The sequence below is a fragment of the Streptomyces melanogenes genome, from assembly GCF_014649795.1.
GTDB classification, from domain to species: Bacteria; Actinomycetota; Actinomycetes; order Streptomycetales; family Streptomycetaceae; genus Streptomyces; species Streptomyces noboritoensis.
Genome location: NZ_BMTS01000020.1, coordinates 32396 through 53873, shown reverse-complemented (window position 1 = coordinate 53873; position 21478 = coordinate 32396). Strand labels below are relative to the sequence as shown.

The 21478-nt window shown below is 73.1% G+C and carries 21 protein-coding genes; 13 read left to right on the top strand and 8 right to left on the bottom strand.

All coding sequences use genetic code 11. The features are described 5' to 3' along the window. Positions 1–65 precede the first annotated feature (65 nt). Together IE252_RS33080 and hemL are read right to left on the bottom strand one after the other, a co-directional pair. Positions 66–752: a histidine phosphatase family protein gene (locus IE252_RS33080; RefSeq protein ID WP_190093138.1), complete on the bottom strand. Its 687-nt coding sequence runs from the start codon at positions 750–752 to the stop codon at positions 66–68. After that, a complete protein-coding gene (hemL, locus tag IE252_RS33075) occupies positions 749–2071 on the bottom strand; it encodes a glutamate-1-semialdehyde 2,1-aminomutase (RefSeq protein WP_190093137.1) in 1323 nt (440 codons plus the stop codon). Before hemL ends, IE252_RS33080 begins: the two co-directional genes overlap by 4 nt. Before the next feature lie 142 nt (positions 2072–2213). Here hemL and IE252_RS33070 point away from each other — a divergent pair, with 142 nt between their 5' ends. After that, positions 2214–2786 (top strand): hypothetical protein, encoded by a 573-nt coding sequence (locus IE252_RS33070; RefSeq protein WP_190093202.1) that lies wholly within the window; start codon positions 2214–2216, stop codon positions 2784–2786. Positions 2787–2846: 60 nt separating this feature from the next. Here the strand turns inward: IE252_RS33070 and IE252_RS33065 are convergent, their stop codons facing one another. Together IE252_RS33065 and IE252_RS33060 are read right to left on the bottom strand one after the other, a co-directional pair. Then, on the bottom strand, positions 2847–3077 hold the full coding sequence (locus tag IE252_RS33065; protein WP_190093136.1) for a hypothetical protein: 231 nt from the start codon (positions 3075–3077) through the stop codon (positions 2847–2849). Beyond that, the gene (locus tag IE252_RS33060) at positions 3074–5728 is read right to left on the bottom strand and encodes a DNRLRE domain-containing protein (protein ID WP_190093135.1); all 2655 of its coding nucleotides are present in this window, start codon (positions 5726–5728) and stop codon (positions 3074–3076) included. Before IE252_RS33060 ends, IE252_RS33065 begins: the two co-directional genes overlap by 4 nt. A 275-nt stretch (positions 5729–6003) precedes the next feature. Here IE252_RS33060 and IE252_RS33055 point away from each other — a divergent pair, with 275 nt between their 5' ends. The 6 genes from IE252_RS33055 (at position 6004) to IE252_RS33030 (ending at position 13404) form a co-directional block, all read left to right on the top strand. Further along, positions 6004–6399: a TOBE domain-containing protein gene (locus tag IE252_RS33055; RefSeq protein WP_190093134.1), complete on the top strand. Its 396-nt coding sequence runs from the start codon at positions 6004–6006 to the stop codon at positions 6397–6399. Between the two features lie 134 nt (positions 6400–6533). Next, entirely contained in the window at positions 6534–7337 is an 804-nt protein-coding gene (modA, locus tag IE252_RS33050; RefSeq protein WP_190093133.1) for a molybdate ABC transporter substrate-binding protein, read from the top strand. A gap of 85 nt (positions 7338–7422) precedes the next feature. Next, complete coding sequence (locus IE252_RS33045) at positions 7423–9402, top strand: ABC transporter permease (protein WP_190093132.1); 1980 nt, start codon at positions 7423–7425, stop codon at positions 9400–9402. 155 nt (positions 9403–9557) lie between these two features. Continuing rightward, positions 9558–9920 (top strand): ArsR/SmtB family transcription factor, encoded by a 363-nt coding sequence (locus tag IE252_RS33040; RefSeq protein WP_101392535.1) that lies wholly within the window; start codon positions 9558–9560, stop codon positions 9918–9920. Then, complete coding sequence (gene mgtA / locus IE252_RS33035; protein ID WP_190093131.1) at positions 9904–12492, top strand: magnesium-translocating P-type ATPase; 2589 nt, start codon at positions 9904–9906, stop codon at positions 12490–12492. Before IE252_RS33040 ends, mgtA begins: the two co-directional genes overlap by 17 nt. A gap of 375 nt (positions 12493–12867) precedes the next feature. Next, entirely contained in the window at positions 12868–13404 is a 537-nt protein-coding gene (locus tag IE252_RS33030) for a GNAT family N-acetyltransferase (protein WP_190093130.1), read from the top strand. A 7-nt stretch (positions 13405–13411) separates the two neighbouring features. Here IE252_RS33030 and IE252_RS33025 read toward each other — a convergent pair whose 3' ends face one another. After that, on the bottom strand, positions 13412–13843 hold the full coding sequence (locus tag IE252_RS33025; protein WP_190093129.1) for a GNAT family N-acetyltransferase: 432 nt from the start codon (positions 13841–13843) through the stop codon (positions 13412–13414). A gap of 234 nt (positions 13844–14077) precedes the next feature. Between IE252_RS33025 and IE252_RS33020 the strand changes: the two genes are divergently transcribed. The 3 genes from IE252_RS33020 (at position 14078) to IE252_RS33010 (ending at position 16678) form a co-directional block, all read left to right on the top strand. Beyond that, entirely contained in the window at positions 14078–14854 is a 777-nt protein-coding gene (locus IE252_RS33020) for a metallophosphoesterase (RefSeq protein ID WP_229848945.1), read from the top strand. 171 nt (positions 14855–15025) lie between these two features. After that, positions 15026–15865 (top strand): NAD(P)H-binding protein, encoded by an 840-nt coding sequence (locus IE252_RS33015; RefSeq protein ID WP_190093128.1) that lies wholly within the window; start codon positions 15026–15028, stop codon positions 15863–15865. Between the two features lie 69 nt (positions 15866–15934). Next, positions 15935–16678, top strand: coding sequence for a Mut7-C RNAse domain-containing protein (locus IE252_RS33010; RefSeq protein ID WP_190093127.1), 744 nt, complete (start codon positions 15935–15937; stop codon positions 16676–16678). 33 nt (positions 16679–16711) lie between these two features. Here IE252_RS33010 and IE252_RS33005 read toward each other — a convergent pair whose 3' ends face one another. Both IE252_RS33005 and IE252_RS33000 read right to left on the bottom strand, forming a co-directional pair. After that, positions 16712–17191, bottom strand: coding sequence for a MarR family winged helix-turn-helix transcriptional regulator (locus tag IE252_RS33005; protein ID WP_190093126.1), 480 nt, complete (start codon positions 17189–17191; stop codon positions 16712–16714). Between the two features lie 87 nt (positions 17192–17278). Continuing rightward, the gene (locus tag IE252_RS33000) at positions 17279–17857 is read right to left on the bottom strand and encodes a TetR/AcrR family transcriptional regulator (protein WP_190093125.1); all 579 of its coding nucleotides are present in this window, start codon (positions 17855–17857) and stop codon (positions 17279–17281) included. A gap of 102 nt (positions 17858–17959) precedes the next feature. Here IE252_RS33000 and IE252_RS32995 point away from each other — a divergent pair, with 102 nt between their 5' ends. Continuing rightward, on the top strand, positions 17960–19447 hold the full coding sequence (locus IE252_RS32995) for an FAD-dependent monooxygenase (protein ID WP_190093124.1): 1488 nt from the start codon (positions 17960–17962) through the stop codon (positions 19445–19447). 30 nt (positions 19448–19477) lie between these two features. On the opposite strand, the gene IE252_RS32990 is transcribed toward IE252_RS32995, so the two are convergent. Continuing rightward, positions 19478–19960, bottom strand: a complete 483-nt coding sequence (locus IE252_RS32990; protein ID WP_190093123.1) for a hypothetical protein — start codon at positions 19958–19960, stop codon at positions 19478–19480. Between the two features lie 235 nt (positions 19961–20195). Between IE252_RS32990 and IE252_RS32985 the strand changes: the two genes are divergently transcribed. Then, positions 20196–20531: a YnfA family protein gene (locus IE252_RS32985; RefSeq protein WP_190093122.1), complete on the top strand. Its 336-nt coding sequence runs from the start codon at positions 20196–20198 to the stop codon at positions 20529–20531. 103 nt (positions 20532–20634) lie between these two features. Continuing rightward, positions 20635–21399, top strand: a complete 765-nt coding sequence (locus IE252_RS32980) for an SDR family NAD(P)-dependent oxidoreductase (RefSeq protein WP_101389483.1) — start codon at positions 20635–20637, stop codon at positions 21397–21399. Positions 21400–21478: the final 79 nt, after the last annotated feature.

Genomic DNA, 21478 nt, shown 5'->3' with positions numbered 1-21478 from the left:
GCGGGGAACTGCGCGACCAGCCCCCACCGGCCCGCAGACAACCGCACTCCATCAAAGCGAAGCGCTTACGCGCCGAAGGCCTTGGCCTTCCCCTTGACCGGCTTCGCCCCGGCCAGCAGGTGCGCCGGGACCAGGTCGCGGGCGGGCTCGCTGTAGCCCACCGAGACGATCTTGTCGCCGCGGTACGTGAACGAGGTCAGCGAGGCGAGCGTGCACTGCCGCTTGCGCGGGTCGTGCCACAGCCGCCGCCGCTCCACGAACGAGCGCACGGTCCAGATCGGCAGCTGGTGGCTGACAAGCACCGCCTCGTGGCCGCGGGCCGCGTCGCGGGCCGAGTCGAGGGCGCCCATCATCCGGACGACCTGCTCGACGTACGGCTCGCCCCAGGACGGGCGGAACGGGTTGGTGAGGTGCTTCCAGTTGGCGGGCTTGCGCAGGGCGCCGTCGCCGACGCCGAAGGTCTTGCCCTCGAAGACGTTGCCCGCCTCGATCAGCCGCTCGTCGGTGCCGAGGTCGAGCCCGTGCGCCTTGGCGATCGGGGTGGCCGTCTCCTGGGCGCGCTCCAGCGGGGACGCCACCACGTGCGTGATGTCGCGGCCCGCCAGGTGCTCGGCGACCCGGTCGGCCATCTGCCGGCCGAGCTCGGAGAGGTGGTAGCCGGGGCGGCGGCCGTAGAGCACGCCGTCGGGGTTGTGGACCTCGCCGTGGCGCATCAGGTGCACGACGGTGATGTCTTCGGGGTTCTGGCTCATGCGGTGACCTCCGCTGCGGCACGGGCGGCGGCGGGCAGCGCGGCCGCGACGCGCTCGATCGCGCGCTCGTCGTGGGCGGTCGAGACGAACCAGGACTCGAAGGCGGACGGCGGCAGGTAGACGCCGTTCGCCAGCATCGCGTGGAAGAAGGCGGTGAAGCGGAACGCTTCCTGCTTCTTCGCGTCCTCGTAGTCGCGCACCTCGTCGGGGGTGAAGAAGACGGAGAACATGTTGCTCGCCGTCTGGAGCCGGTGGGCGACGCCCTCCTTGCTCAGCGCGGCCGTGACCAGCCCCTGGATCTCCTTCGACACCGCGTCGACCTTCTCGTACGCGGCGTCGTCGAGCAGCCGCAGCTGGGCGAGGCCCGCGGCGGTGGCGATCGGGTTCCCGGAGAGGGTGCCCGCCTGGTAGACGGGTCCGGCCGGGGCGAGGTGGGCCATCACGTCGGCGCGCCCGCCGAAGGCCGCGGCGGGGAAGCCGCCGCCCATGACCTTGCCGAAGGTCATGAGGTCGGGCTTGACGCCGTCGACGCCGTACCAGCCGGCCTTCGAGGTCCGGAAGCCGGTCATGACCTCGTCGGAGATGAACAGCGCGCCGTTCTTGGCGCAGGCGGCCTTGAGGCCGGCGTTGAAGCCGTCCGCCGGGGGCACGACGCCCATGTTGCCGGGCGAGGCCTCGGTGATCACACAGGCGATCTCGCCCGGGTGGGCGTGGAAGGCCGCGTGGACCGCGTCCAGATCGTTGTACGGGAGCACGATCGTGTCGCCCGCCTGGGCGCCCGTGACGCCCGGGGTGTCCGGCAGCCCGAAGGTGGCCACGCCGGAACCGGCGGCGGCCAGCAGCGCGTCGACATGACCGTGGTAGCAACCGGCGAACTTGATCACCTTGGCGCGGCCGGTGAAGCCGCGGGCCAGCCGGATCGCGGACATGGTCGCCTCGGTGCCCGAGGACACCAGGCGGACCTGCTCGACCGGCTCGATCCGGGCGACGATCTCCTCGGCGAGCGCGACCTCGCCCTCACCGGGCGTACCGAAGGAGGTGCCGCGCGCGACGGCCTCCTGGACGGCGGCGATCACGTCCGGGTGCGAGTGCCCGAGGATCATCGGACCCCAGGAACACACCAGGTCTACGTACTCGCGCCCGTCGGCGTCGGTCAGATAGGGCCCGCTGCCGGACACCATGAACCGGGGCGTACCGCCCACGGCCCGGAAGGCGCGGACGGGGGAGTTCACGCCGCCGGGCGTCACGAGGGACGCGCGGTCGAATAGCGTCTGCGAAACTGGGGCGTCGTATTCGTACGGATAGCTCACACAGGCCATGGTGGCAGAGGCCCGGACGTTCTTGCGGACAGGTGTTTCACCGCACCCCGGTGGGGGAGGTCACTGACACGATGATCGGGTTGCGCGGCGGGGGTCGCGCCGTCTACAAAGCAGTCGGGCTACAAGCAATCGGGTGAAAGATATGCATCGCGGTGGCGGACTGGGCGAGGGGACCGATGACCGGGGTCCCGAGCGCGCCCGTCGGCGGGGACGGCACCGACGCGACGCGGAGGAACGGATCGACCGCGTCACGGGTCCGGGAAACGGGAGTGGCCGAGTGGGGGTGACCTACAAGTACTTCGGCGCGCCCGACGGAGCCACCGCGGCCCGGGTGCCGATCTCGATGCGCCCCGAGGAGCTCGGCGGCGACGAGCTCGGCATGGGCGGCATGTTCACCAAGATCAAGCCGGAGACGGTGGCCGCGATGGTCCTCACCGGCATCCAGGGCATACCGCTGCACAAGGTCCCCCCGCTGGAGCTGGTCGTCCTCCACCCCGACTACGCGGTGGTCAAGCTCCCCATGACGGTCGTGGACCCGCTGCGGGGCGTGGGCGAGGAGACGGTGGGCGCGGCGGCCTTCATCTGGTCCACGGTCCCGGACCGCGGCGGCCCGCGCGACGCGTTCAACGTGTACCAGCTGCTGCACGAGTGGCAGGACTTCTCCGTTCGGCTGCATGAGGCCGGGCATCAGCCGTACTGCCTGGTGTGGCCATGAGGGGCGCCACCGGCTCCCGGTAGCGCCCCTCACTTCACGCGGCCTCCGCGGCCGCGCCCCTCAGTCCCGCTTGCTCCGGGAACCGGTGATCCGCTCCCCCGCCCGCAGCCGCGTGCTCGCCGCTCCGATCGCGCCGCCGAGCAGCAGGGACAGCCAGGTCGGCGCCCCCAGCGCGATGCAGAGCAGGGCCGCGCCGGTCAGGACCGCCAGGAGGAGGGTCAGGTCGACCGCCGCCGCCCGGCGGTTTCCCGGCTCGCCCGACCAGCCCAGGAGCGATCGTCCCCGGCTCATGACAGCTGGCCCATCAGGCAACCCGCCACAGCCACCGACACGTACCCCCACGGCCCGCCCGCGAACTTGACCATCCGCAGGCCCGCCCTCGCGCGTTGGATGTTGACCGAGACGTGGTGGGACTGGACCGGGACGTACGCGGCCAAGGCTCCCACGCCGCACTTCTTCGCCGCGCTCTTGACCTTCTTGCCGATCCGCTTCCAGTTCCAGCTGAACGGGTTCCACCAGGGGTCGGCCACGACCGGGAACGCCGTCGTCGCGTCGAAGGAGACCGCCTGGATCAGCGTGTCGCCCTCCACCCGGTACGACGTCGGGACCGGCTTGCCCGTCGCGTCCTTCGCCCAGGGCGCGTTGATCGGGGCCACCGGCTCGTCCGGGTTCGCCGGGACGATCACCACCGAGCCGTCCGGCTCCTGGCGGAGCTTCGCGCCCGGCGGGAGCTCCACCGGGACGCGGTACTCGCGGGGCGCCTGGGCGTTCTTGATGATCTGGAGCGTACGGCTGCCGCCCTCCAGGGTGGGCTGGACGACCGTGTCGACCGGGGACGCCGGGTCGGCGTGCACCACGCTGCCGTTGACGTTCACGCCGCGCTGCTTCTGCGCGCCCGAGCCGATGCCGACGGCCCCGATGTCGTCCGGCTTCACCTCGATCCTGCCGTTCGCGTCCCACGGGACGGTGACCGTGCCCGTCGCCGTCTCCGCGACCGCGGCGAAGGCGGAGGTGCTCATCGTCGCCGGAGCCACGTCCGCCGCCTCCAGCGCCGCGTTCGCCGCGCCGTACGCGTCGATCGCCGCGCCCGGCTTCCACGCCGTGTCCACGGTGAACGTCACCGGGTCCGACCAGCCGTTGGCGTAGTGCTGGCGGTCGTAGGTCGTCGTACGGAAGGTGTACGCGCGGCCGGTGGCCAGCTTGCCCGCCGGGACCTTGGCGGACGCGGTCGAACCGGAGCGTACGAACGGGGAGTTGAAGAGGGCGACGACCTCGCCCGTCGCCTTGTCCGTCACTTCGAAGGTGCCCTGGACCTCGTCGTCCTCGTTCACGTCCTGCGTCGTGAACCGCAGCGTCGGGGTGAGGCTGTTGACCTTGTAGACGCCGCCCTCGCTGTAGAAGGGCGTACCGGCCTGGAGGTTGGTGCCCGTCTTCGGGCGGTAGTTGAAGGTGACCGTGAGCTGCGGGATCTTGTCCTCGGTGGCCTCCGAGGAGTAGAAGCGCTTCCAGGCGTACGTGTCCGACTCGTCCGCCGCCTTGAGCGCGACCGAACCCGTCGCCGCCTTCGCGCTCGCCCAGGTCTTGGCGAGCTCGGTGACGTCCGCGCTCACCCAGCCCGCGTTGCCGCACGCGGTGCTGCGGGTCTCCGTCGAGGTCGCCATCTTCTGCTTCAGCGCGGGCTGCCTGGTCCAGCGGCTGCCCGTGTCGGCCGGGTCGGCCGCCCACACCTCCCAGCCGCGCTTCTCGCACGACCAGGAGTGGTAGTTGTACAGCGCCAGCTTGGCGTCGGTGACCAGGGCGTCCGCGAACTGGCCGGTCTCCCAGGTGATGAAGGAGCGGGCGGTGCGCTTGGTGGTGCCCGCGTGGTCGCCGGGCCAGCCCAGCTTGAGGTCGGTGGAGGCCGACTGGTCGGTGGTGTCGCCGCCCTGCACGAACGTGTCGAAGAGGACGGAGAGCGTGTCGGTGGCCGGGTCGATCGTCACCGGGTACCGCGTCGCCGGGTCCGCGAGGAACTTGGCGTCCGGGGTGAGCCGCAGCTCGACCGTGTCGCCGTCCTGGGCGACCTTCATCGGCACCCGCTGCGTACGGACACGTTCGCCGGAGCGCTCGTCGACCCGCGCGTCCCACATCACCGGCGCGGGCATCGTGGCGACCCGCTCGCCGCTCTCGCGGTCGGTGAACGCCACCGATCCGTCCGCCTGCTGAGCGGCCGTCAGGCCCGGGATGCGCAGCGGCAGCGTCATCGGCGCGGCGCCGTCGGCGGGCCGCTCCTTGAGGTTCAGATACTGCTCGAAGCCGGTACGGGTGGCGTCGACGACCAGGTCGGCGCCGGGCACGGCGTCGGGGTAGGTGGCCCGGGGGCCGTCCAGGACCGGCGCGGGCAGCCCGCCCTTCCACTGGACGCCGATCTTCCGGTTGCCCGCGCCGAGGGTGATCAGATCGCGCGCGGCCGAGGCCGGGGCCTGGGCCGCGGCCTTCGCCGACCGGGCCCTGGCCCCGCCGGGACCGGCGAGCCGCAGCTCACCGGGGTGCGCCTCGGCCTCCACCGCGCCGTCGGAGCGCCGGTTCAGCGTGGCGTCCACGTCGACCCACTTGCCGTCCCGCAGCAGCCGTACGGGCCCGCCGCTCAGCGTGGTGGTGAGCGTGCCCTCCGGGTTCGCCCAGGTCGTGGACGTCTCCGTCCTGCGGTCCAGGACCTCCACCCGGTGGCCGTACACCCGCGCGGCGAGCAGCGCCGGCTCGGCCGTGACGGCTTCCTTCACCGGCGGTCCGACGGGGCTCTTCGCCCGTACGGCGTCGAGCAGTTCGGCCGGTGTGGCGGCGCCCTCCGCCCCGCCCCCGTCGGCCACGGCGGGGGCGGCCGCCCCGAGCAGGGCGAGTGCGGTGAGCGCGGAGATCCCGCCCGCGGCAACGGATCTGGAACGCCTGCGGCGTAGCGACATGCACGGTCCTCGTGATCACGACCCGCCCGCTGAGCGCCCGTCGGCCGCTCAGGGGCGCGGACGGGAGGACAGCAGGACAAGATCCAGTTTCAACTACCGAGCAAGATCCAAGCGCAAGTAAAGCAATGGTAAACAGGGACTAAAGTCCCCTGTCACAGGGCCGGTCGTCCCGGGTCGCGTCCCCCTGGAGGTTCCTCCATCGGGCATCTCATCTGCGATGTACATACGCCCAAAGCATCTGTAAATGCGGCCTGAACTGGCCTATCTTGTGGCACATGCAGTCCTACACGATCGGCCAGGCCGCCCGCCTGCTCGGGGTCAGCCCCGACACCGCCCGCCGCTGGGCGGACGCGGGTCGCGTCGCCACCCACCGCGACGACAGCGGCCGCCGTCTCATCGACGGCCGCGACCTGGCCGCGTTCTCCGTCGAGGTCGCCCAGAACGGCACCGGCGAGGACGACGTCTCGTACACCTCGGCCCGCAACGCCTTCCCGGGCATCGTCACCGCCGTGAAGCTCGGCGACGTCGCCGCCCAGGTCGAGATCCAGGCCGGTCCGCACCGGCTGGTCTCGCTGCTCACCCGGGAGGCCGTCGAGGAGCTGGGGCTCGAAGTCGGCATGCAGGCCACCGCCCGCGTGAAGTCGACCAGCGTGCACATCGACCGCGCTTGAGGGACACCGCTCAAGAACACACCGCCCAGGACACACTCGCTCGGGGACGTCCCCGTACGTCCCCGTGGTCCGTCCACGTTCCCCGCGGCGTCGCCGTCACCGGCGCGGCTCAGCACCCAAGGAGATCCGTCCCCATGGCCCCCTTCCTCACCCGGCGCCGCGCCGCGGCCGCCGTCGTCACCGCCGCCCTGCTCGTCCCCCTCGCCGCCTGCGGCAAGGACGACGACAAGAAGAACGACCCGGCCACCGCGAAGAGTTCCACCGGCGCGCCGGCCGCCAAGCTCACGGTCCTCGCCGCCGCCTCGCTCACCGACGTCTTCAAGACGGCGGGCGCCGCGTACGAGAAGGAGCACCCGGGCACCAAGGTGACGTTCTCCTTCGCCGGGTCGCAGGAGCTCGCCGCCCAGGTCAAGCAGGGCGCCCCCGCCGACGCCCTGGTCACCGCCGACACCAAGACGATGGACGGCCTCAAGGCGGACACCGGCGCGGCCACCGTCATCGCCAAGAACCGGCTGGTCATCGCGACCGGCAAGGGCAACCCGAAGAAGGTCGGCGCGCTCAAGGACCTCGCCGACACCAAGCTGAAGGTCGTGCTCGCCGCGCCCGAGGTGCCGGTCGGCCGCTACAGCAAGAAGGTCCTGGACGCGCAGAAGATCACCGTCAAGCCGGTCTCGCAGGAGCCGAACGTACGGGCCGTCCTCACCAAGGTCGAGCTCGGCGAGGCCGACGCGGGCCTCGTCTACAAGACGGACGCCGCCGGAGCGACCGGCAAGGTCGACGCCGTGGAGATCCCGGACGCGCAGAACGCGGTGGCCCAGTACCCGGCCGCCACCCTGAAGTCGTCCAAGAACGCCGAGGCGGCGGCCGCGTTCGTGCAGTGGCTCAGCAGCCCGGAGGCGCAGAAGATCCTTCAGGACGCGGGCTTCCAGAAGCCGTAACCCCCCTGCCGGGGCCGCCCGTTGCGCGCGGGGGGCGAAACGGTCGGCCCCGGCCCCGCACCACCCAGGAAGCCGCGGTCTCGACATGAAGAACAGCAGCCGGTCGCACCGCTGGAGCAGGGGCGCGAGGGGTGCCCGCTCCCGCGGTCTGCGCGCCCCCGTCACCCTGCTGGTGCCCGCGCTGCTCGCCGTCGCGTTCCTGCTGATGCCGCTGATCGGCATCCTGGCCCGCACCTCCTGGAGCGACCTCGGTACGCATCTGAGCAGCCCGGGCGTCACCGAGGCGCTGAAGCTGTCCCTGCTCGTCTCGTTCTGGGCGCTGGGCCTCTCCCTCGTGCTCGGCGTGCCGCTGGCGTGGCTCCTCGCGCGCGTGGACTTCCCCGGCAAGGCGCTGGTGCGCTCACTCGTGCTGCTGCCGATGGTGCTGCCGCCGACCGTCGGCGGTGTGGCGCTGCTGCTCGGCTTCGGGCGGCGCGGGCTGCTCGGGCCCTGGCTGGAGGACACCTTCGGCATCACGCTGCCCTTCCACACCTCCGGCGCGGTCGTCGCCGCCACCTTCGTGGCCATGCCGTTCCTGGTGATCAGCCTGGAGGGCGCGCTCGGCGGGCTGCGCCCCCGCTACGAGGAGACCGCGGCCTCCCTCGGCGCCTCCCCGTTCCGGGTGTTCCTGACCGTCACGCTGCCTATGGTCGCGCCGGGCCTGGCCGCCGGGGCCGCGCTGACGTGGGCGCGCGCGCTGGGCGAGTTCGGCGCCACGATCACCTTCGCGGGCAACCTCCCCGGCACCACCCAGACCCTCCCCCTCCAGGTCTATCTGCTCCTCCAGAACTCCCCCGAGGCCGCCACCTCCGTCTCCCTGCTGCTGCTCGCCATCGCGATGGCAGTCCTGGTGGCCCTGCGGGGGCGCTGGACGGACGCCGGGACGCGTTCGGTGTCCGTACTACGTACGGAAGACAGCGGTACGGAGGAGAGCCAGGCGTACGAGCCGGACGGGGCCGCAGAAACCTTCAAGCCCCCCTCCTCCGCCGGGAGCTGGGCGCTGCACGCCGAGGTCAGCGGGTTCACCGAGCTCACCCTGGACGCCGCGCCCGGCACCACCATCGCCGTCGTCGGCGAGAACGGCGCGGGCAAGACCACCCTCCTGCGCGCCCTGCTCGGCCTCACCCCACGCGCGCGTGCCGCACTGCGCCTCGGCGACCAGGACGTCACCGGCCTCCCCCCTCACCGGCGCGGGGTCGCCTGGGTGCCGCAGGACGGCGCGCTGTTCCCGCACATGACGGCGCTCGCCAACACGGCGTACGGACTGCGCGCCCAGGGCGTCGCGCGCGCCGAGGCCCGGCGGGAGGCGCAGGCGTGGCTGGACCGGCTCGGCGTGGGCCGCCTCGCCCAGCGCAGGCCCGGCCAGCTCTCCGGCGGCCAGGCCCAGCGGGTCGCACTGGCCCGGGCGCTCGCGGCCCGGCCCCGGCTGCTGCTGCTCGACGAGCCGCTGGCGGCCCTGGACCAGACGACCCGCGCGCGCGTGCGCCACACCCTGCGCACCCACCTCGACGGCTTCGGCGGGGTCTGCCTGATCGTCACCCACGACCCGGTCGAGGCGGTGTCGCTGGCCGACCGCGTCCTGGTGCTCGACGGCGGCCGCGCCCTCCAGGACGCCCCGCCCGCCGAGGTGACCCGCCACCCGCGCTCCCCGTGGGTGGCCCGGATGCTCGGCCGCAACGCCTGGCCGGGCGAGGCCGGCGCGGACGGGCTCGCGCTGCCCGGCGGCGGCCGGATCGTCGCCGCCGAGCAACTGCCCGCCGGGAACCGCGCGTTGGCGATCATCGCGCCGGAGTCGGTCTCGGTCCACCGCGACCGGCCCGGCGGCAGCCCCCGCAACACCTGGCCCGGCACGGTCCGCGAGATCACCGCGTCCGGCAGCCGGCTGCGCGTCCTGATCGGCTCACCGGACGCCCCGGACCTGGTCGCGGAGATCACCCCGCAGGCGGCGGCCGAGCTGCGGCTCGCGGAGGGCGCGGCGGTCTGGTCGAGCGTGAAGGCGACCGAGGTCACGCTCGTACCGCTGTAGCTCGTGCCGCTGTGGAGCGGGCCGCCCGGCACGAGGCGGGGGCGGTGTCAGTGGCCCCGCCTAGACTGGGCCGCCTGACTTCATCGCGTACGTGGCGAGATCACGAGGGCGCGTACGTACGGAACGGACACGGGCAGGAGGCGCCGGTGAAGAAGCTGACCAGCTCGTCGGGCGACGCGTCCGCCGACCCGTCCGCCGAGGTGCTCGGCGAGGCCGCCGGCGTCTTCGGGCTGCTCGCCTCGCCCGCGCGGCTGCACATCGTCTGGGCGCTCAGCCACGGCGAGTCGGACGTGACCGGGCTCGCCGAGCGCGTCGGCGGGGCGCTGCCCGCCGTCAGCCAGCACCTGGCGAAGCTGAAGCTCGCCGGGCTCGTCCGCTCCCGCAGGGAAGGCCGCCGGGTGGTCTACCTGGTGGACGACCCCGAGGTGGCCGAGCTGGTGCGCTGGCTCGTGGCGCGCCTGGGCGACCGGCGCGGGGCGGGCGCGACTCCGGGACTCGTCCGTGACCTGGGCGCCTGAGCGGCGGACCCCGCTACAGGTGTTGCGCGCGCTCGAATCCGGGCCGCGCGGCCTCCTTGAGTCCGAGGCCGACGCCCGCCTCGCGCGCGACGGCGAGAACGTCCTGCCCACCCGGCGCACCCCGTCCTGGCCGCTGCGGCTCGTAAGGAGCCTGCGGGACCCTTTCACGGCGGTGCTCGCTTCCCTCGCCGTGGTGTCGGCGCTGGTCGCGGCGTGGGGCACGGCGGCGGTCATCGCGGTCCTGGTGGCGGTGAGCTGCGTGCTGCGGGCGGCGGGCGAGTACCGGGCGGACCGCTCGGCGGCCGGGCTGCGCGAGCTGGTGGCGACCACGGCGACCGTGGTGCGCCGGTCGGGCCCGGACGCGGATCCCGCGCCGCGCGAGATCCCGGTGGACCAGGTGGTGGTGGGCGATGTGGTCCGGCTCGGGCCGGGCGACCTGGTCCCGGCGGACCTGCGGCTGCTGCGCGCGACCGGGCTGACGATGCACCAGGCGGCGCTGACCGGCGAGTCGGCCCCGGTGCGCAAACACCCGGCCGACGAGCCGTCCCCGGCCGGGACCGGCTTCGACGCCCCCGAGCTGTGCTTCCAGGGCAGCAGTGTGGCTTCCGGCAGCGGTACGGGAGTGGTCGTCGCGACCGGCGCGGACACGCGGTTCGCGGCGGCGTACGGCGGGGACGGGGCGGTCCACCGAGCGGTCCACGGGGAGGGTGCTCGCGGCAAGGTGCGCGGAGGTGATCGCCGTACGACCGCCTTCGACCGGTCCGTGTACGGCATCTCCTGGATCCTGATCAGATTCATGCTGCTCACGCCGCCGCTCGTCCTGATGGCCAACGCGGCGCTGCGCGGGCGCGGCCTGGAGACCCTGCCGTTCGCCGTGGCGGTGGCCGTCGGGCTGACCCCCGAGATGCTGCCGGTGATCGTCACCACGGCGCTGGCCCGGGGCGCGGCGACCCTGGCCCGTACGCACGAGGTGATCGTCAAACGGCTGCCCGCGCTGCACGACCTGGGCGCCGTCGACGTCGTCTGCGTCGACAAGACGGGCACGCTCACCCAGGACCGCCCGGTCCTCGACTGCGCCCTGGACGCGTCCGGCGCCGAGGACCCGGACGTGCTGCGCTGGGCGGCCGCCAACAGCCTGTGGACGCTCCAGCTCGCCGAGGTGCCGGCCGCCGACGCCCTCGACGAGGCCCTCCTCGACGCCGCCGAGCAGCGGCTGCCCGGCGGGCTCGACGCGCTGGAGCACGACCCCGTCGCGGCCCTCCCCTTCGACCCGGTGCGCCGGCTGTCCACCGCCGTCGTCCGCACCCCGGACCGCCTCGGCAGCCACACCCTGATCGTCAAGGGCGCGGTCGAGGAGGTCCTGGACCGGTGCGCGCTCGGCGCCGGGGAGCGCTCCCGCATCACCGCGCTCGCCGCCGCCCGCGCCGACGACGGGCTGCGGGTACTGGCCGTGGCGCTCGGCGAACGGCCCGCACGGACGCGCGCGTACACGACGGCCGACGAGCGCGGGCTCACCTTCGTCGGCCTGGTCGGGCTGCGCGACGCGACCGCCGAGACGGCCGCCGCCGCGCTGACCGCGCTGGCCCGCAGCGGCGTCGAGGTCAAGGTCCTCACCGGCGACCACCCGGGGACGGCCGCGCGCGCGTGCCGGGAGCTCGGCCTGGCTCCGGGGGATGTGGTGACGGCCGATGTGTTCGACGGGCTGCCCGACGCCGCCCTGGCCGAACTGGCCGCCCGCACCACGGTGTTCGCCCGCTGCACGCCCGAGCAGAAGGCCCGGATCGTCCGCGTGCTGCGCGAGCGCGGCCACGTCACCGGCTTCCTCGGCGACGGCGTCAACGACCTGCCCGCGCTGCGCGCCTCGGACGTGGGGATCTGCCCGCGCGACGCGGTGGACGTGGCGCGCGAGGCGGCGGACGTGGTGCTCGCCGCGAAGGACCTCACGTCCCTGGACCACGCGATCATGGCGGGCCGCCGGGCGGGAGGCACGATAGCGGGCTACCTACGGATCACTCTCTCCTCCAACTTCGGCAACGTCATAGCGATGCTGACGGCGGGACTGCTGCTGCCGTTCCTGCCGATGCTCCCGGCTCAGGTCCTGGTGCAGAACCTGTGCTTCGACGCGGCGCAGCTGGCGTTCGCGTACGACCGCCAGGACCCGGCGGCCCTGCGCCGCCCGCTGCGGCTGCGCCCGCGCGAGGTGCTGCGCTTCGTCACGGGCTTCGGCCTGCTCAACGCCGCCGCCGACCTCGCGACGTTCGCGGTGCTGGCGTGGGCGGTACGGGCGGGCAGCGACGCGTCTGGGCAGGCGTCGTTCCACACCGGCTGGTTCACGGAGAACCTGCTCACGCAGGCGCTGGCGATGCTGCTGCTGCGCGCGGAGCGGGGGGTGCGGGGGCCGGTCCCCGTTGCGGCGTGTGGGCTCGCGGGGGCGGGGGTGTTGCTGCCGCTGACGCCGGTCGGAGCGGCGCTGGGGATGGCGCCGCTGCCGGGGGTGTATTACCCGTTGGTGGGGGTGGTGTTGGGGTTGTATGCGGGGGGGTTGTGGTGGTGCGGCCGGGGTCACCGGTGATTTTTCCCCCACCCCGCCCGTTCCCTTAACCCTCCGGGGGTGGGTGGGGGCTGAGCTGGTCTCCCGGGGGCTGCGCCCCCGGACCCCGTGGCGGGGCCTGCGGCCCCTGCACCCCGCTGCGTTCGTCTGCGGCCCGTCCCCAACTGGTCGCGCAGTTCCCCGCGCCCCTTAGATGCGCCCCTGTAGGGGCGCGGGGAACTGCGCGACCAGCCCGCCACCGGGCCGCAGACGAAAACGGGCCCCGGGGCGAAGCCCCGTTCGGGTCTGGGGCGCAGCCCCAGGAAGCCGCCCTCGACCCGCCACCCGGCCGCCCGCCAGAGGGCTTTCGGGAAGGGGCGGGGTGGGGTGTCACACCCGGCCCCTACAGTCGCCCACATGACCCCCATCATCCTCACCCCCTGGTCCCCCAACGACCTCCCCCTCCTCCACCACTCCAACTCCCCCGCAATGACGGCCCACACCGGCGGCCCGGAAGACGACGAGAAGCTGACGGCCCGCCAGCAGCGATACGTCGCGCTGAGCCAACGCGACGCCACCGAGGGCCGGATGTTCCGGATCTCCCTCGCAGGGACGGACGAGGCCGTCGGATCGGTCGGATACTGGCCGCGCGAGTGGCAGGGCAGGCAGGTCTACGAGACGGGCTACGGGATCCTCCCCGAGTTCCAGGGCCGCGGACTCGCCGTCGCCGCGATCGTGGCGGTCGCCCAGGCCGCGAGGGAGGCAGGCGGCCCCCGCGAACTGCACGCCTACCCCTCCGTCGACAACACCGCCTCGAACGTCGTCCTCCGCAAGGCCGGCTTCCGCCTCCTGGGCGAGGTCGAGTTCGAGTACCCGCCGGGCCACCTGCTCAGGTCCAACGACTGGTGCCTCGACCTGGAAGAGGAACCGCTCGGGGAGCAGCCGCTCCGCTAGGACACCGTCAGCCCAGCTTCTTGTCGAAGTTGAACGCCGTGACCGCCATCCGCTCCCGGAAGTAGAAGCGGTGCGCATCCGTCCGATGCGTACCGGAGTCCAGGTTCAGCGACGTGCACCCCGCGCCGCGCGCGATCCCCTCGACATGGGCGAGGAGCGCGTGGCCCACGCCCCGCGACCGCGCCGACTCGGCCGTCACCAGGTCGTCCACGTACAGCTTGCGCACCGCGACCGTGGTGGCGACGATCCGCCACCCGGCCGCGCCCACGCACACCCCGTCCTCGCCGTACGCGGCGGAGAAGCGCAGCCCCTGCCCGTACCCCTCGGCGTAGATCTCGCCGAACAGTTCCTCGGTGAGGTGCGGGCGCAGCTCGCGCAGAACCGGCAGCAGGTCGTCCACCAGGCGCGGATCGCCCGGCTCAAGGTCGATGATCTTCATTCGAGCACTGTAGGCACGCCGCCCGTCAGGAGACCAGCGCCGCCGCCGGACCGGGCCACCGACCCCGGATCGGCCCTTGTCCGTACCGCCGGGGACCCCCTAGAGTCCAAGGGTCCTAATGGAAGCAAGCGACTCAACCATTAGCTCGCAAGCTTCCCCAGGTGGCCCACCCGCCACCCGAACCAGGTCAACCAGGCAAACCAGGCCAACCACAGGTCTTCCAGGGGGATTTCCGTGCTGCTTGCCCACATCAGCGATCTGCACCTCGACGGGGACGCGCGAGCCGCCGAACGCGCCGCGCGAGTCGTCACGTACATCAACGCGATGCCCCGCCGCCCGGACGCCGTCCTGGTCACCGGCGACATCGCGGACCACGGCGCCCCGGCCGAGTACGCCGAGGCCGCCGAACTGCTCGCCCGCATCGACGCGCCGGTCCTCACCTGCCCCGGCAACCACGACGACCGCGCCGCGTACCGCAAGGGCCTGCTCGACCTGCCGGGCGAGCCGGGCGGCACGGCCCCGGACCCGTACGCACCGGTCAACCGCCTGCACCGGGTGGGCGATTACGCGATCCTGATGTGCGACTCCACGATCCCCGGCGAGGACGGGGGCGTCCTGGAGGACACCACCCTGGAGTGGCTGGCCCGTACGCTCGACACCCTCGGCGACACCCCGGCGCTGATCGCCTTCCACCACCCGCCGACCGTGATCCACCACGACTACCTGGACTCGATCAACCTCTCCAACGCGGACCGGCTGGCCGAGCTCCTGGCGGGTCGCACCGAGGTGCCCGCCCTACTCGTCGGCCACGCCCACACCTCCGCCGCGACCACCTTCGCCGGACTGCCGCTGCTGATCGCGCCGGGCGTGACGTCGACGCTGCGAATGCCGTGGGAGACCGGGGAAGACCTGGTCAACATCGTTTCGCCGCCCGGTGTCGCCTTCCACGTCCTCGACGAGGACCGGCGGATCGTGAGCCACTTCCGGGTCGTGGAGCGGACCACCGAGTAACCCGGCACCACAACGAGACACGAAGGCCCACCGGAATCCACTTGACCGGTGGGCCTTCTTCGCGGATATTTATCTGCGTAACGCAGATTATGTGGAACGCAGTTCCTTCGGAGCGCACCCGCTGCGTCTAGAACCCGAACCCACCCCCTCACCCGAAAGCGACCCCACCCCATGACCACCCTCGTCACCGGCAGCCGCGGCACCATCGGCTCCGCCCTCATCGCGCTGCTCAGCGCCGCCGGCACCGCCGTGCGCGCCGCCTCCGCCGCCCCCGAGAAGCTCGATCTGCCCCCGGACGTCGAGACCGTACGGCTCGACCTCGACGACCCGGCGACCTTCCCCGCCGCCCTCGTCGGAGCCCGCCAGGTCTTCCTGTACGCCAACCCCGCGCACATCGACGCCTTCCTCACCGAGGCGAAGGCCGCCGGGGTCGAGCACATCGTGCTGCTCTCCTCCAGCTCCGTCCTGTACGCGGGCGCCGAGGACAACCCGATCGCGCGCCACCACCTCGCCGTCGAACAGGCCCTGAAGGCCTCGGACATCGACGCCACGCTCCTGCGGCCCGGCGCCTTCGCGGGCAACGCGGCGGGCTGGGCCTGGTCGATCAAGTCCACCGGCACGGTCGCCCTCCCCTACCCCGGCACCCACGCCAGCCCCATCCACGAGGCCGACGTTGCCGACGCGGCGTACGCGGTGCTCGCCGAACCCCGGCTGCGCGGCGCCGCGTACCACCTGACCGGGCCCGAATCCCTCACCGCCACCGAGCAGATCGCCGCGCTCGCCGCCGCGACCGGCCGCGAGATCGCCGTCGAGACGGTGAGCCCCGAGGCCTGGAAGGAGTCGATGGCCGCCTACATGGACGCCCGGGTCGCCGACGCGCTGCTCGCCTACTTCGCCGCGTACGACGGCCGCCCCGACCACGTCACGCGCGGCGTCGAGGAACTGACGGCCCACCCGTCCCGTACGTTCGCGTCCTGGGCGGCGGAGAACGTCGACGCGTTCCGCCCGTAACGCCGGTACACCTCCCTGGCCCGCCCAAATACGTGGCTGCGGCCCCGCGCCCGATGGCATCCTGGCGTCGTGAACGGACCGGAGATCCACTGTCGATTCGCCCCCGAGCTGCACCTGTTCGTCCCGGCGGAGCGCCGCGCGGGACGCACGGCCGTGGTCACGGACGGCTCGTCCACGCTCGGCCACGTCGTCGAATCGCTCGGCGTCCCGCTGACCGAGGTCGGCCGACTGGTCGTCGACGGCCACCAGGTGCCCGTCTCGCACATCCCGCGCGCGGACGAGAGCGTCGAGGTGTACGCCGTCGAGCGCCCCCAGCAGGTCCCCGGCGCCCCGCTCCGCTTCCTCCTCGACGTCCATCTGGGCACGCTGGCCCGCCGGTTGCGGCTCCTCGGCGTCGACGCGGCGTACGAGAGCGAGGACATCGGCGACCCCGCGCTCGCCACGCTCTCGGCGGCCGAACAGCGCGTCCTGCTCTCCCGGGACCGCGGGCTGCTGCGGCGCCGCGAGCTCTGGGCGGGCGCATACGTGTACAGCCACCGCCCCGAGGAGCAACTCCGGGACGTCCTGGAACGGTTCGCTCCGGCCCTCGCCCCGTGGACCCGCTGCACCGCCTGCAACGCGCCGCTCCAGGAGGCCGACAAGGACTCCGTCCGCGAGCTCCTGGAACACGGGACACGCAGCGCTTACGACGTCTTCGCCCAGTGCACGGCGTGCGAGCGCGTGTACTGGCGCGGCGCCCACCACGCCCGCCTGGAGGCGATCGTCGAGGAGGCGATGGCGGAGTTCGGCGGGGCGGCGACGGGTCGGCAGTGACGCCCCGTCACTGCCCATGGGCTGTACGGTGGTTCAGAACTTCCCGCTCCTGAGCCGCTCGATCTGCGCCCCGGAGAGCTCCACCGTCCGCCGCATATGGGCGATGAGCAGCTCGATCTCGCCGTCGTCGTACGCGTCGAACATGGTGAACCACGCCCCGTTCAGCTTCCCCCACACCGCGCCCAGCTCGGCCATCCGCTCGGGCGCGGCCTCGACCAGCACCTTGCGCCGGTCCTCGGTGTCGCGCCTGCGCGTGACGTATCCGGCCTTCTCCAGGCGGTCGACGAGCCGGGTGGCCGACCCGGTGGTGAGCCCGGTCAGCTCCGCGATCCGCCCCGTGGTGACGGGCCCCGGCTCCAGGCCCAGCAGGTTGAGGCACTGGAGGTCGGTGGGGTGCAGCCGCAGATGGTCCGCGAGCGCCTGGTTGAACAGGGCGTACGAGGCCATGTAGCGGCGCGACTCGACGCCGAGCTCGGTCATGAGACGGGCCCGGCCGTCCTTCTTCTGCGGCATGCAGAAAGTGTACGACGCAGGGGCCTTCAGCGGGGGCCGACCCGACGCACTCCCTGACATGCGCGGCGGCGTGCGCGATCGGTGGCGTCAGGGCGTCTCCGCCGTGAGATAGCGCTGCACGGTCGGCGCGAGCCAGGCGACCACCTCCTCGCGGGTCATCTCCACGACGGGCGGGAACTTCAGCACGTACCGCGCGAGCGCCATCCCGAGGATCTGCGAGGCGGCCAGGGCCGCGCGGCGCGGCGCGTCGGCGGGGTCGGGGCAGAGCCCGGCCGCGATCGGCCCCAGCTGCTCGCCGAGGACGGCCCGCATCCGCTCGGCCCCGGCGGGGTTGGTGACGCCGACGCGGAGCATCGCGGTCAGCACGTCGTCGCCCTCCCACCGGTCGAGGAAGTGGGTGACGAGGACGGCCCCGATGTGCTTGTCCGGCAGCGCGCCCACGTCCGGGAGGCGCAGGTCGAGTTCGGAGGCGGCGGCGAACAGGCCCTCCTTGTTCCCGTAGTAGCGCATCACCATCGACGGGTCGATGCCCGCGTCGCGCGCTATGGCGCGGATGGTCGCGCGCTCGTAGCCATCGGCCGCGAAGCGCTCGCGGGCGGCTTCGAGGATCGCGGCCTTGGTGGCGTCGGAGCGGCGGGGCCCGGCGGCGGGGGCGTCGGTCGTCATGCCAACAACTGTAGGCCAACAGGTGTTGACACGCCAGACCCGACGGCTCTACATTTGCCAACAAGCGTTGACCAACAAGCGTTGGCACCCGAGGAGGTCGCTATGAACGGCACCACCGACACCACTCCCGTCGATGTCCTCGTCGTGGGCGCGGGCCCGACCGGCCTGCTGCTCGCGGGCGACCTCGCGGCGGCGGGCCTGGGCGTCACGCTGATGGAGCGCCGCCCGCGGGGCACGAGCACGATGACCCGCGCCTTCGGTGTCCACGCCCGCACGCTGGAGCTGCTCGACGCCCGGGGCCTGGCCGACGAGCTGGTCGCCACTGGCACGACGGTCGACCGGATGAGCCTGTTCCGCCACCTCTCCCTCGACCTCGACCGCCTGCGCTCACGCTTCCCGTATCTGCTGGTGACACCGCAGTACGAGGTGGAGCGCCTCCTTGAACGCCGGGCGCGGGAGGCGGGGGTGGAGTTCCGCTACGAGACGGAGCTGCTGGGCCTGCGGCAGGACGCGGACGGGGTGACCGCCGAAATAAGGGGAGTCGAGGGCGCCGACGCCGAGTCCTCCCTCCGCGCTCGCTACCTCGTCGGCGCCGACGGCGTGCGCAGCGCCGTGCGCCACGCCCTGGACCTGCCCTTCCCCGGCACCTCGGTGATCCGCTCCATCGTGCTGGCCGACGTGAAGCTCGCCGAGGAGCCCGCCGGATCGCTCAGCGTGGCGGGCTCGGACGAGGCGTTCGCCTTCATCGTCCCCTTCGGGGACGGCTACTACCGGGTGATGGGGTGGAACAGGAAGCACCAGGTCCCCGACAGCGCCCCCATCGACCTCGACGACGTCCGCGAGATCACCCGCCAGGCCCTGGGCACCGACCACGGGATGCACGACGCCCGCTGGCTCTCGCGCTTCCACAGCGACGAGCGCCAGGTCCCCCGCTACCGGACGGGCCGCGTCTTCCTCGCGGGCGACGCCGCGCACTGCCACTCCCCCGCAGGAGGACAGGGCCTCAACACCGGCATCCAGGACGCCGCCAACCTGTCCTGGAAGCTCGCCGCCGTGGTGCGCGGCGACACCGGCGAGCCCGAGGCGCTGCTCGACAGCTACCACCAGGAGCGACACCCCGTCGGCGCGGCGGTGCTGCGCACCAGCGGCGCGATCGTCCGCCTCGCCATGGCGCACAACCCCGTACAGCGCACGGCCCGTTCCCTCGTGACCCGCCTGCTGAACGGGGTGCGCCCCGCGCGGGACAAGGCGATGGGCCGGATCAGCGGCATCGGGATCGCCTATCCGGCGGGGCTCGGCGCCCACCACCTCACCGGGGCGCGCGTCCCCGACCTGGCACTGGCGGAGGGCCGTCTGTACGAGCTGCTGCGCGAGGGCGAGTTCGTCCTGGTGACGCCTGCCGAGGCAGACGCGGCATCCGAGCGGCGGGTCATACGGGCGCACTGGACCGGCGCCCGCCGCACCACGCTCCTGGTCCGCCCCGACGGATACGTGGCGTGGGCGAGCGAGACCCCGGACGCCACCGCCCTACAAGAGGCCCTGCGCCGCTGGACGGGCGAGGCGAGGGCGGTCGCGACGCGGCAGGCGTAGCCGTGACCGGCAGAGGCCCAGGGAACAGGCTCAGTACGCGTACTTGTCCCCCGTGGCAGGGGCCAGCACCCGGTGCGTGTTGTTGCCCGGGTTGCGGTCGCCCGCGCCACCGCTCCAGGAGGTGTTGATGTTCACCACGACCTCGGCCGGGCTGCCCGCGACCCGCAGGTCCAGCGCGATCGGCCGCCCCGCCCCGGCGGCCCGCATCTCGCCCGTGGAGCAGAGCACGGTCTCCGGACTGCCGCGCAGGCACCCCGGAGGCAGCGACTCGGTGCCGTCGAGCGGCGCGGAGAACCGCAGCCGCACGGTGGCGTCCGGGACGGCGGCGGGCCCGTGGTTCGACGGCTCGACCCACACGCCGACGCGCCCGGCCCAGAGGGAGACGTGCCCGTGGTAGGCGAGATCGGCCTCGGCGCCGGGTGCGGCGGGTGCGACCGTGGCGCCCCCGGCACCGGGCCTACCGACCACATCCGTATCGGTCAGCACCGCACCGACCGCGGGCCCGACACCCATACGCCCCACAGGATCACCCACACCACCACGGGCGACGCCCCCATGGGCCACTCCGACCGAAGGCCCGCACACCGCCACCAGCACGGCGGCGCCCCCCACCCAGAACCCAGCGAACCGCTTCAGCCCCCTACGCATCCCAACCATGCCCGAAAGATACCTTTAACGGCTTATATCCCCGGGTTGCCACCCCGACACGTTCCACGCCGCCTTCCACGCTGCATGTAACGCTGTCCACATGCTCGTCGCCCGCTCCGTGCTCCTGTTCCTCCTCGCCGCCGTCTTCGAGATCGGCGGGGCCTGGCTCGTCTGGCAGGGCGTCAGGGAACACCGGGGCTGGATCTGGATCGGCGCGGGGGTGATCGCGCTCGGCGTGTACGGGTTCGTGGCGACCCTCCAGCCGGACGCCGAGTTCGGCCGGATCCTGGCCGCGTACGGCGGCGTGTTCGTCGCTGGCTCGCTGGCCTGGGGCATGGTCGCCGACGGCTACCGCCCGGACCGCTGGGACGTCACCGGCGCGCTGATCTGCCTGGCCGGGATGGCGGTCATCGTGTACGCGCCACGCGGCCGCTGAACGCAGCGCGCCCGCGCCCGCCACCGGGAGACCTCGACGCCCGGCCAGCACCCCGCCCGGCCTATCCTGACCGCATTCCGATCATTCGCGCGAGGAGTACGCCATGACCGCCACCGGGACCCCCATCGCCGTCGTCACGGGCGCGAGCAGCGGTATCGGCGCCGCCACCGCGCGGCAACTGGCCGCCGCCGGCTACCGCGTGGTGCTCACCGCGCGCCGCAAGGACCGCATCGAGGCGCTGGCCGCCGAGATCAACGAGGCGGGCCACCAGGCCACGGCGTACGCCCTGGACGTCACCGACCGCGCGGCCGTGGACGCCTTCGCGAGCGCCTTCCGCACCATCGGCGTCCTGGTCAACAACGCGGGCGGCGCGCTCGGCGCCGACCCCGTCGCCACCGGCGACCCGGCCGACTGGCGCCAGATGTACGAGACGAACGTCATCGGCACGCTCAACGTCACCCAGGCCCTACTCCCCGCACTCGACGCGTCCGGCGACGGCACGGTGGTCGTCCTCTCGTCGACGGCGGGCCACGGCACGTACGAGGGCGGCGCGGGCTACGTCGCCGCGAAGAACGGCGCCCGGGTCATCGCCGAGACCCTGCGCCTGGAGATCGTGGGCCGCCCGGTCCGGGTGATCGAGATCGCGCCCGGCATGGTGAAGACGGAGGAGTTCGCCACGACCCGCTTCCGCGGCGACAACGAGAAGGCGGCGAAGGTCTACGCGGGCGTGGCGGAGCCCCTGACGGCCGACGACGTAGCGGAAACGATCACCTGGGCGGTCACCCGCCCCCCGCACGTCAACATCGACCTCCTGGTGGTCCGCCCCCGAGCCCAGGCCTCCAACACGAAGGTCCACCGGGAGCTGTAGCCCGCAGGCACCACGACCGAGGGGGCGCCGGACCACTGCCCGACGCCCCCCTCAGCCCTTCAGCACCCCGGGCGCCCAG

Excerpts from the sequence above, each read along its gene's own strand:
- IE252_RS33080 (WP_190093138.1), bottom strand. The coding sequence starts at position 752 with ATGAGCCAGAACCCCGAAGACATCACCGTCGTGCACCTGATGCGCCAC.
- hemL (WP_190093137.1), bottom strand. The coding sequence starts at position 2,071 with ATGGCCTGTGTGAGCTATCCGTACGAATACGACGCCCCAGTTTCGCAG.
- IE252_RS33070 (WP_190093202.1), top strand. The coding sequence starts at position 2,214 with ATGCATCGCGGTGGCGGACTGGGCGAGGGGACCGATGACCGGGGTCCC.
- IE252_RS33065 (WP_190093136.1), bottom strand. The coding sequence starts at position 3,077 with ATGAGCCGGGGACGATCGCTCCTGGGCTGGTCGGGCGAGCCGGGAAAC.
- IE252_RS33060 (WP_190093135.1), bottom strand. The coding sequence starts at position 5,728 with ATGTCGCTACGCCGCAGGCGTTCCAGATCCGTTGCCGCGGGCGGGATC.
- IE252_RS33055 (WP_190093134.1), top strand. The coding sequence starts at position 6,004 with ATGCAGTCCTACACGATCGGCCAGGCCGCCCGCCTGCTCGGGGTCAGC.
- modA (WP_190093133.1), top strand. The coding sequence starts at position 6,534 with ATGGCCCCCTTCCTCACCCGGCGCCGCGCCGCGGCCGCCGTCGTCACC.
- IE252_RS33045 (WP_190093132.1), top strand. The coding sequence starts at position 7,423 with ATGAAGAACAGCAGCCGGTCGCACCGCTGGAGCAGGGGCGCGAGGGGT.
- IE252_RS33030 (WP_190093130.1), top strand. The coding sequence starts at position 12,868 with ATGACCCCCATCATCCTCACCCCCTGGTCCCCCAACGACCTCCCCCTC.
- IE252_RS33025 (WP_190093129.1), bottom strand. The coding sequence starts at position 13,843 with ATGAAGATCATCGACCTTGAGCCGGGCGATCCGCGCCTGGTGGACGAC.
- IE252_RS33015 (WP_190093128.1), top strand. The coding sequence starts at position 15,026 with ATGACCACCCTCGTCACCGGCAGCCGCGGCACCATCGGCTCCGCCCTC.
- IE252_RS33005 (WP_190093126.1), bottom strand. The coding sequence starts at position 17,191 with ATGCCGCAGAAGAAGGACGGCCGGGCCCGTCTCATGACCGAGCTCGGC.
- IE252_RS33000 (WP_190093125.1), bottom strand. The coding sequence starts at position 17,857 with ATGACGACCGACGCCCCCGCCGCCGGGCCCCGCCGCTCCGACGCCACC.
- IE252_RS32995 (WP_190093124.1), top strand. The coding sequence starts at position 17,960 with ATGAACGGCACCACCGACACCACTCCCGTCGATGTCCTCGTCGTGGGC.
- IE252_RS32990 (WP_190093123.1), bottom strand. The coding sequence starts at position 19,960 with ATGGGTGTCGGGCCCGCGGTCGGTGCGGTGCTGACCGATACGGATGTG.
- IE252_RS32985 (WP_190093122.1), top strand. The coding sequence starts at position 20,196 with ATGCTCGTCGCCCGCTCCGTGCTCCTGTTCCTCCTCGCCGCCGTCTTC.
- IE252_RS32980 (WP_101389483.1), top strand. The coding sequence starts at position 20,635 with ATGACCGCCACCGGGACCCCCATCGCCGTCGTCACGGGCGCGAGCAGC.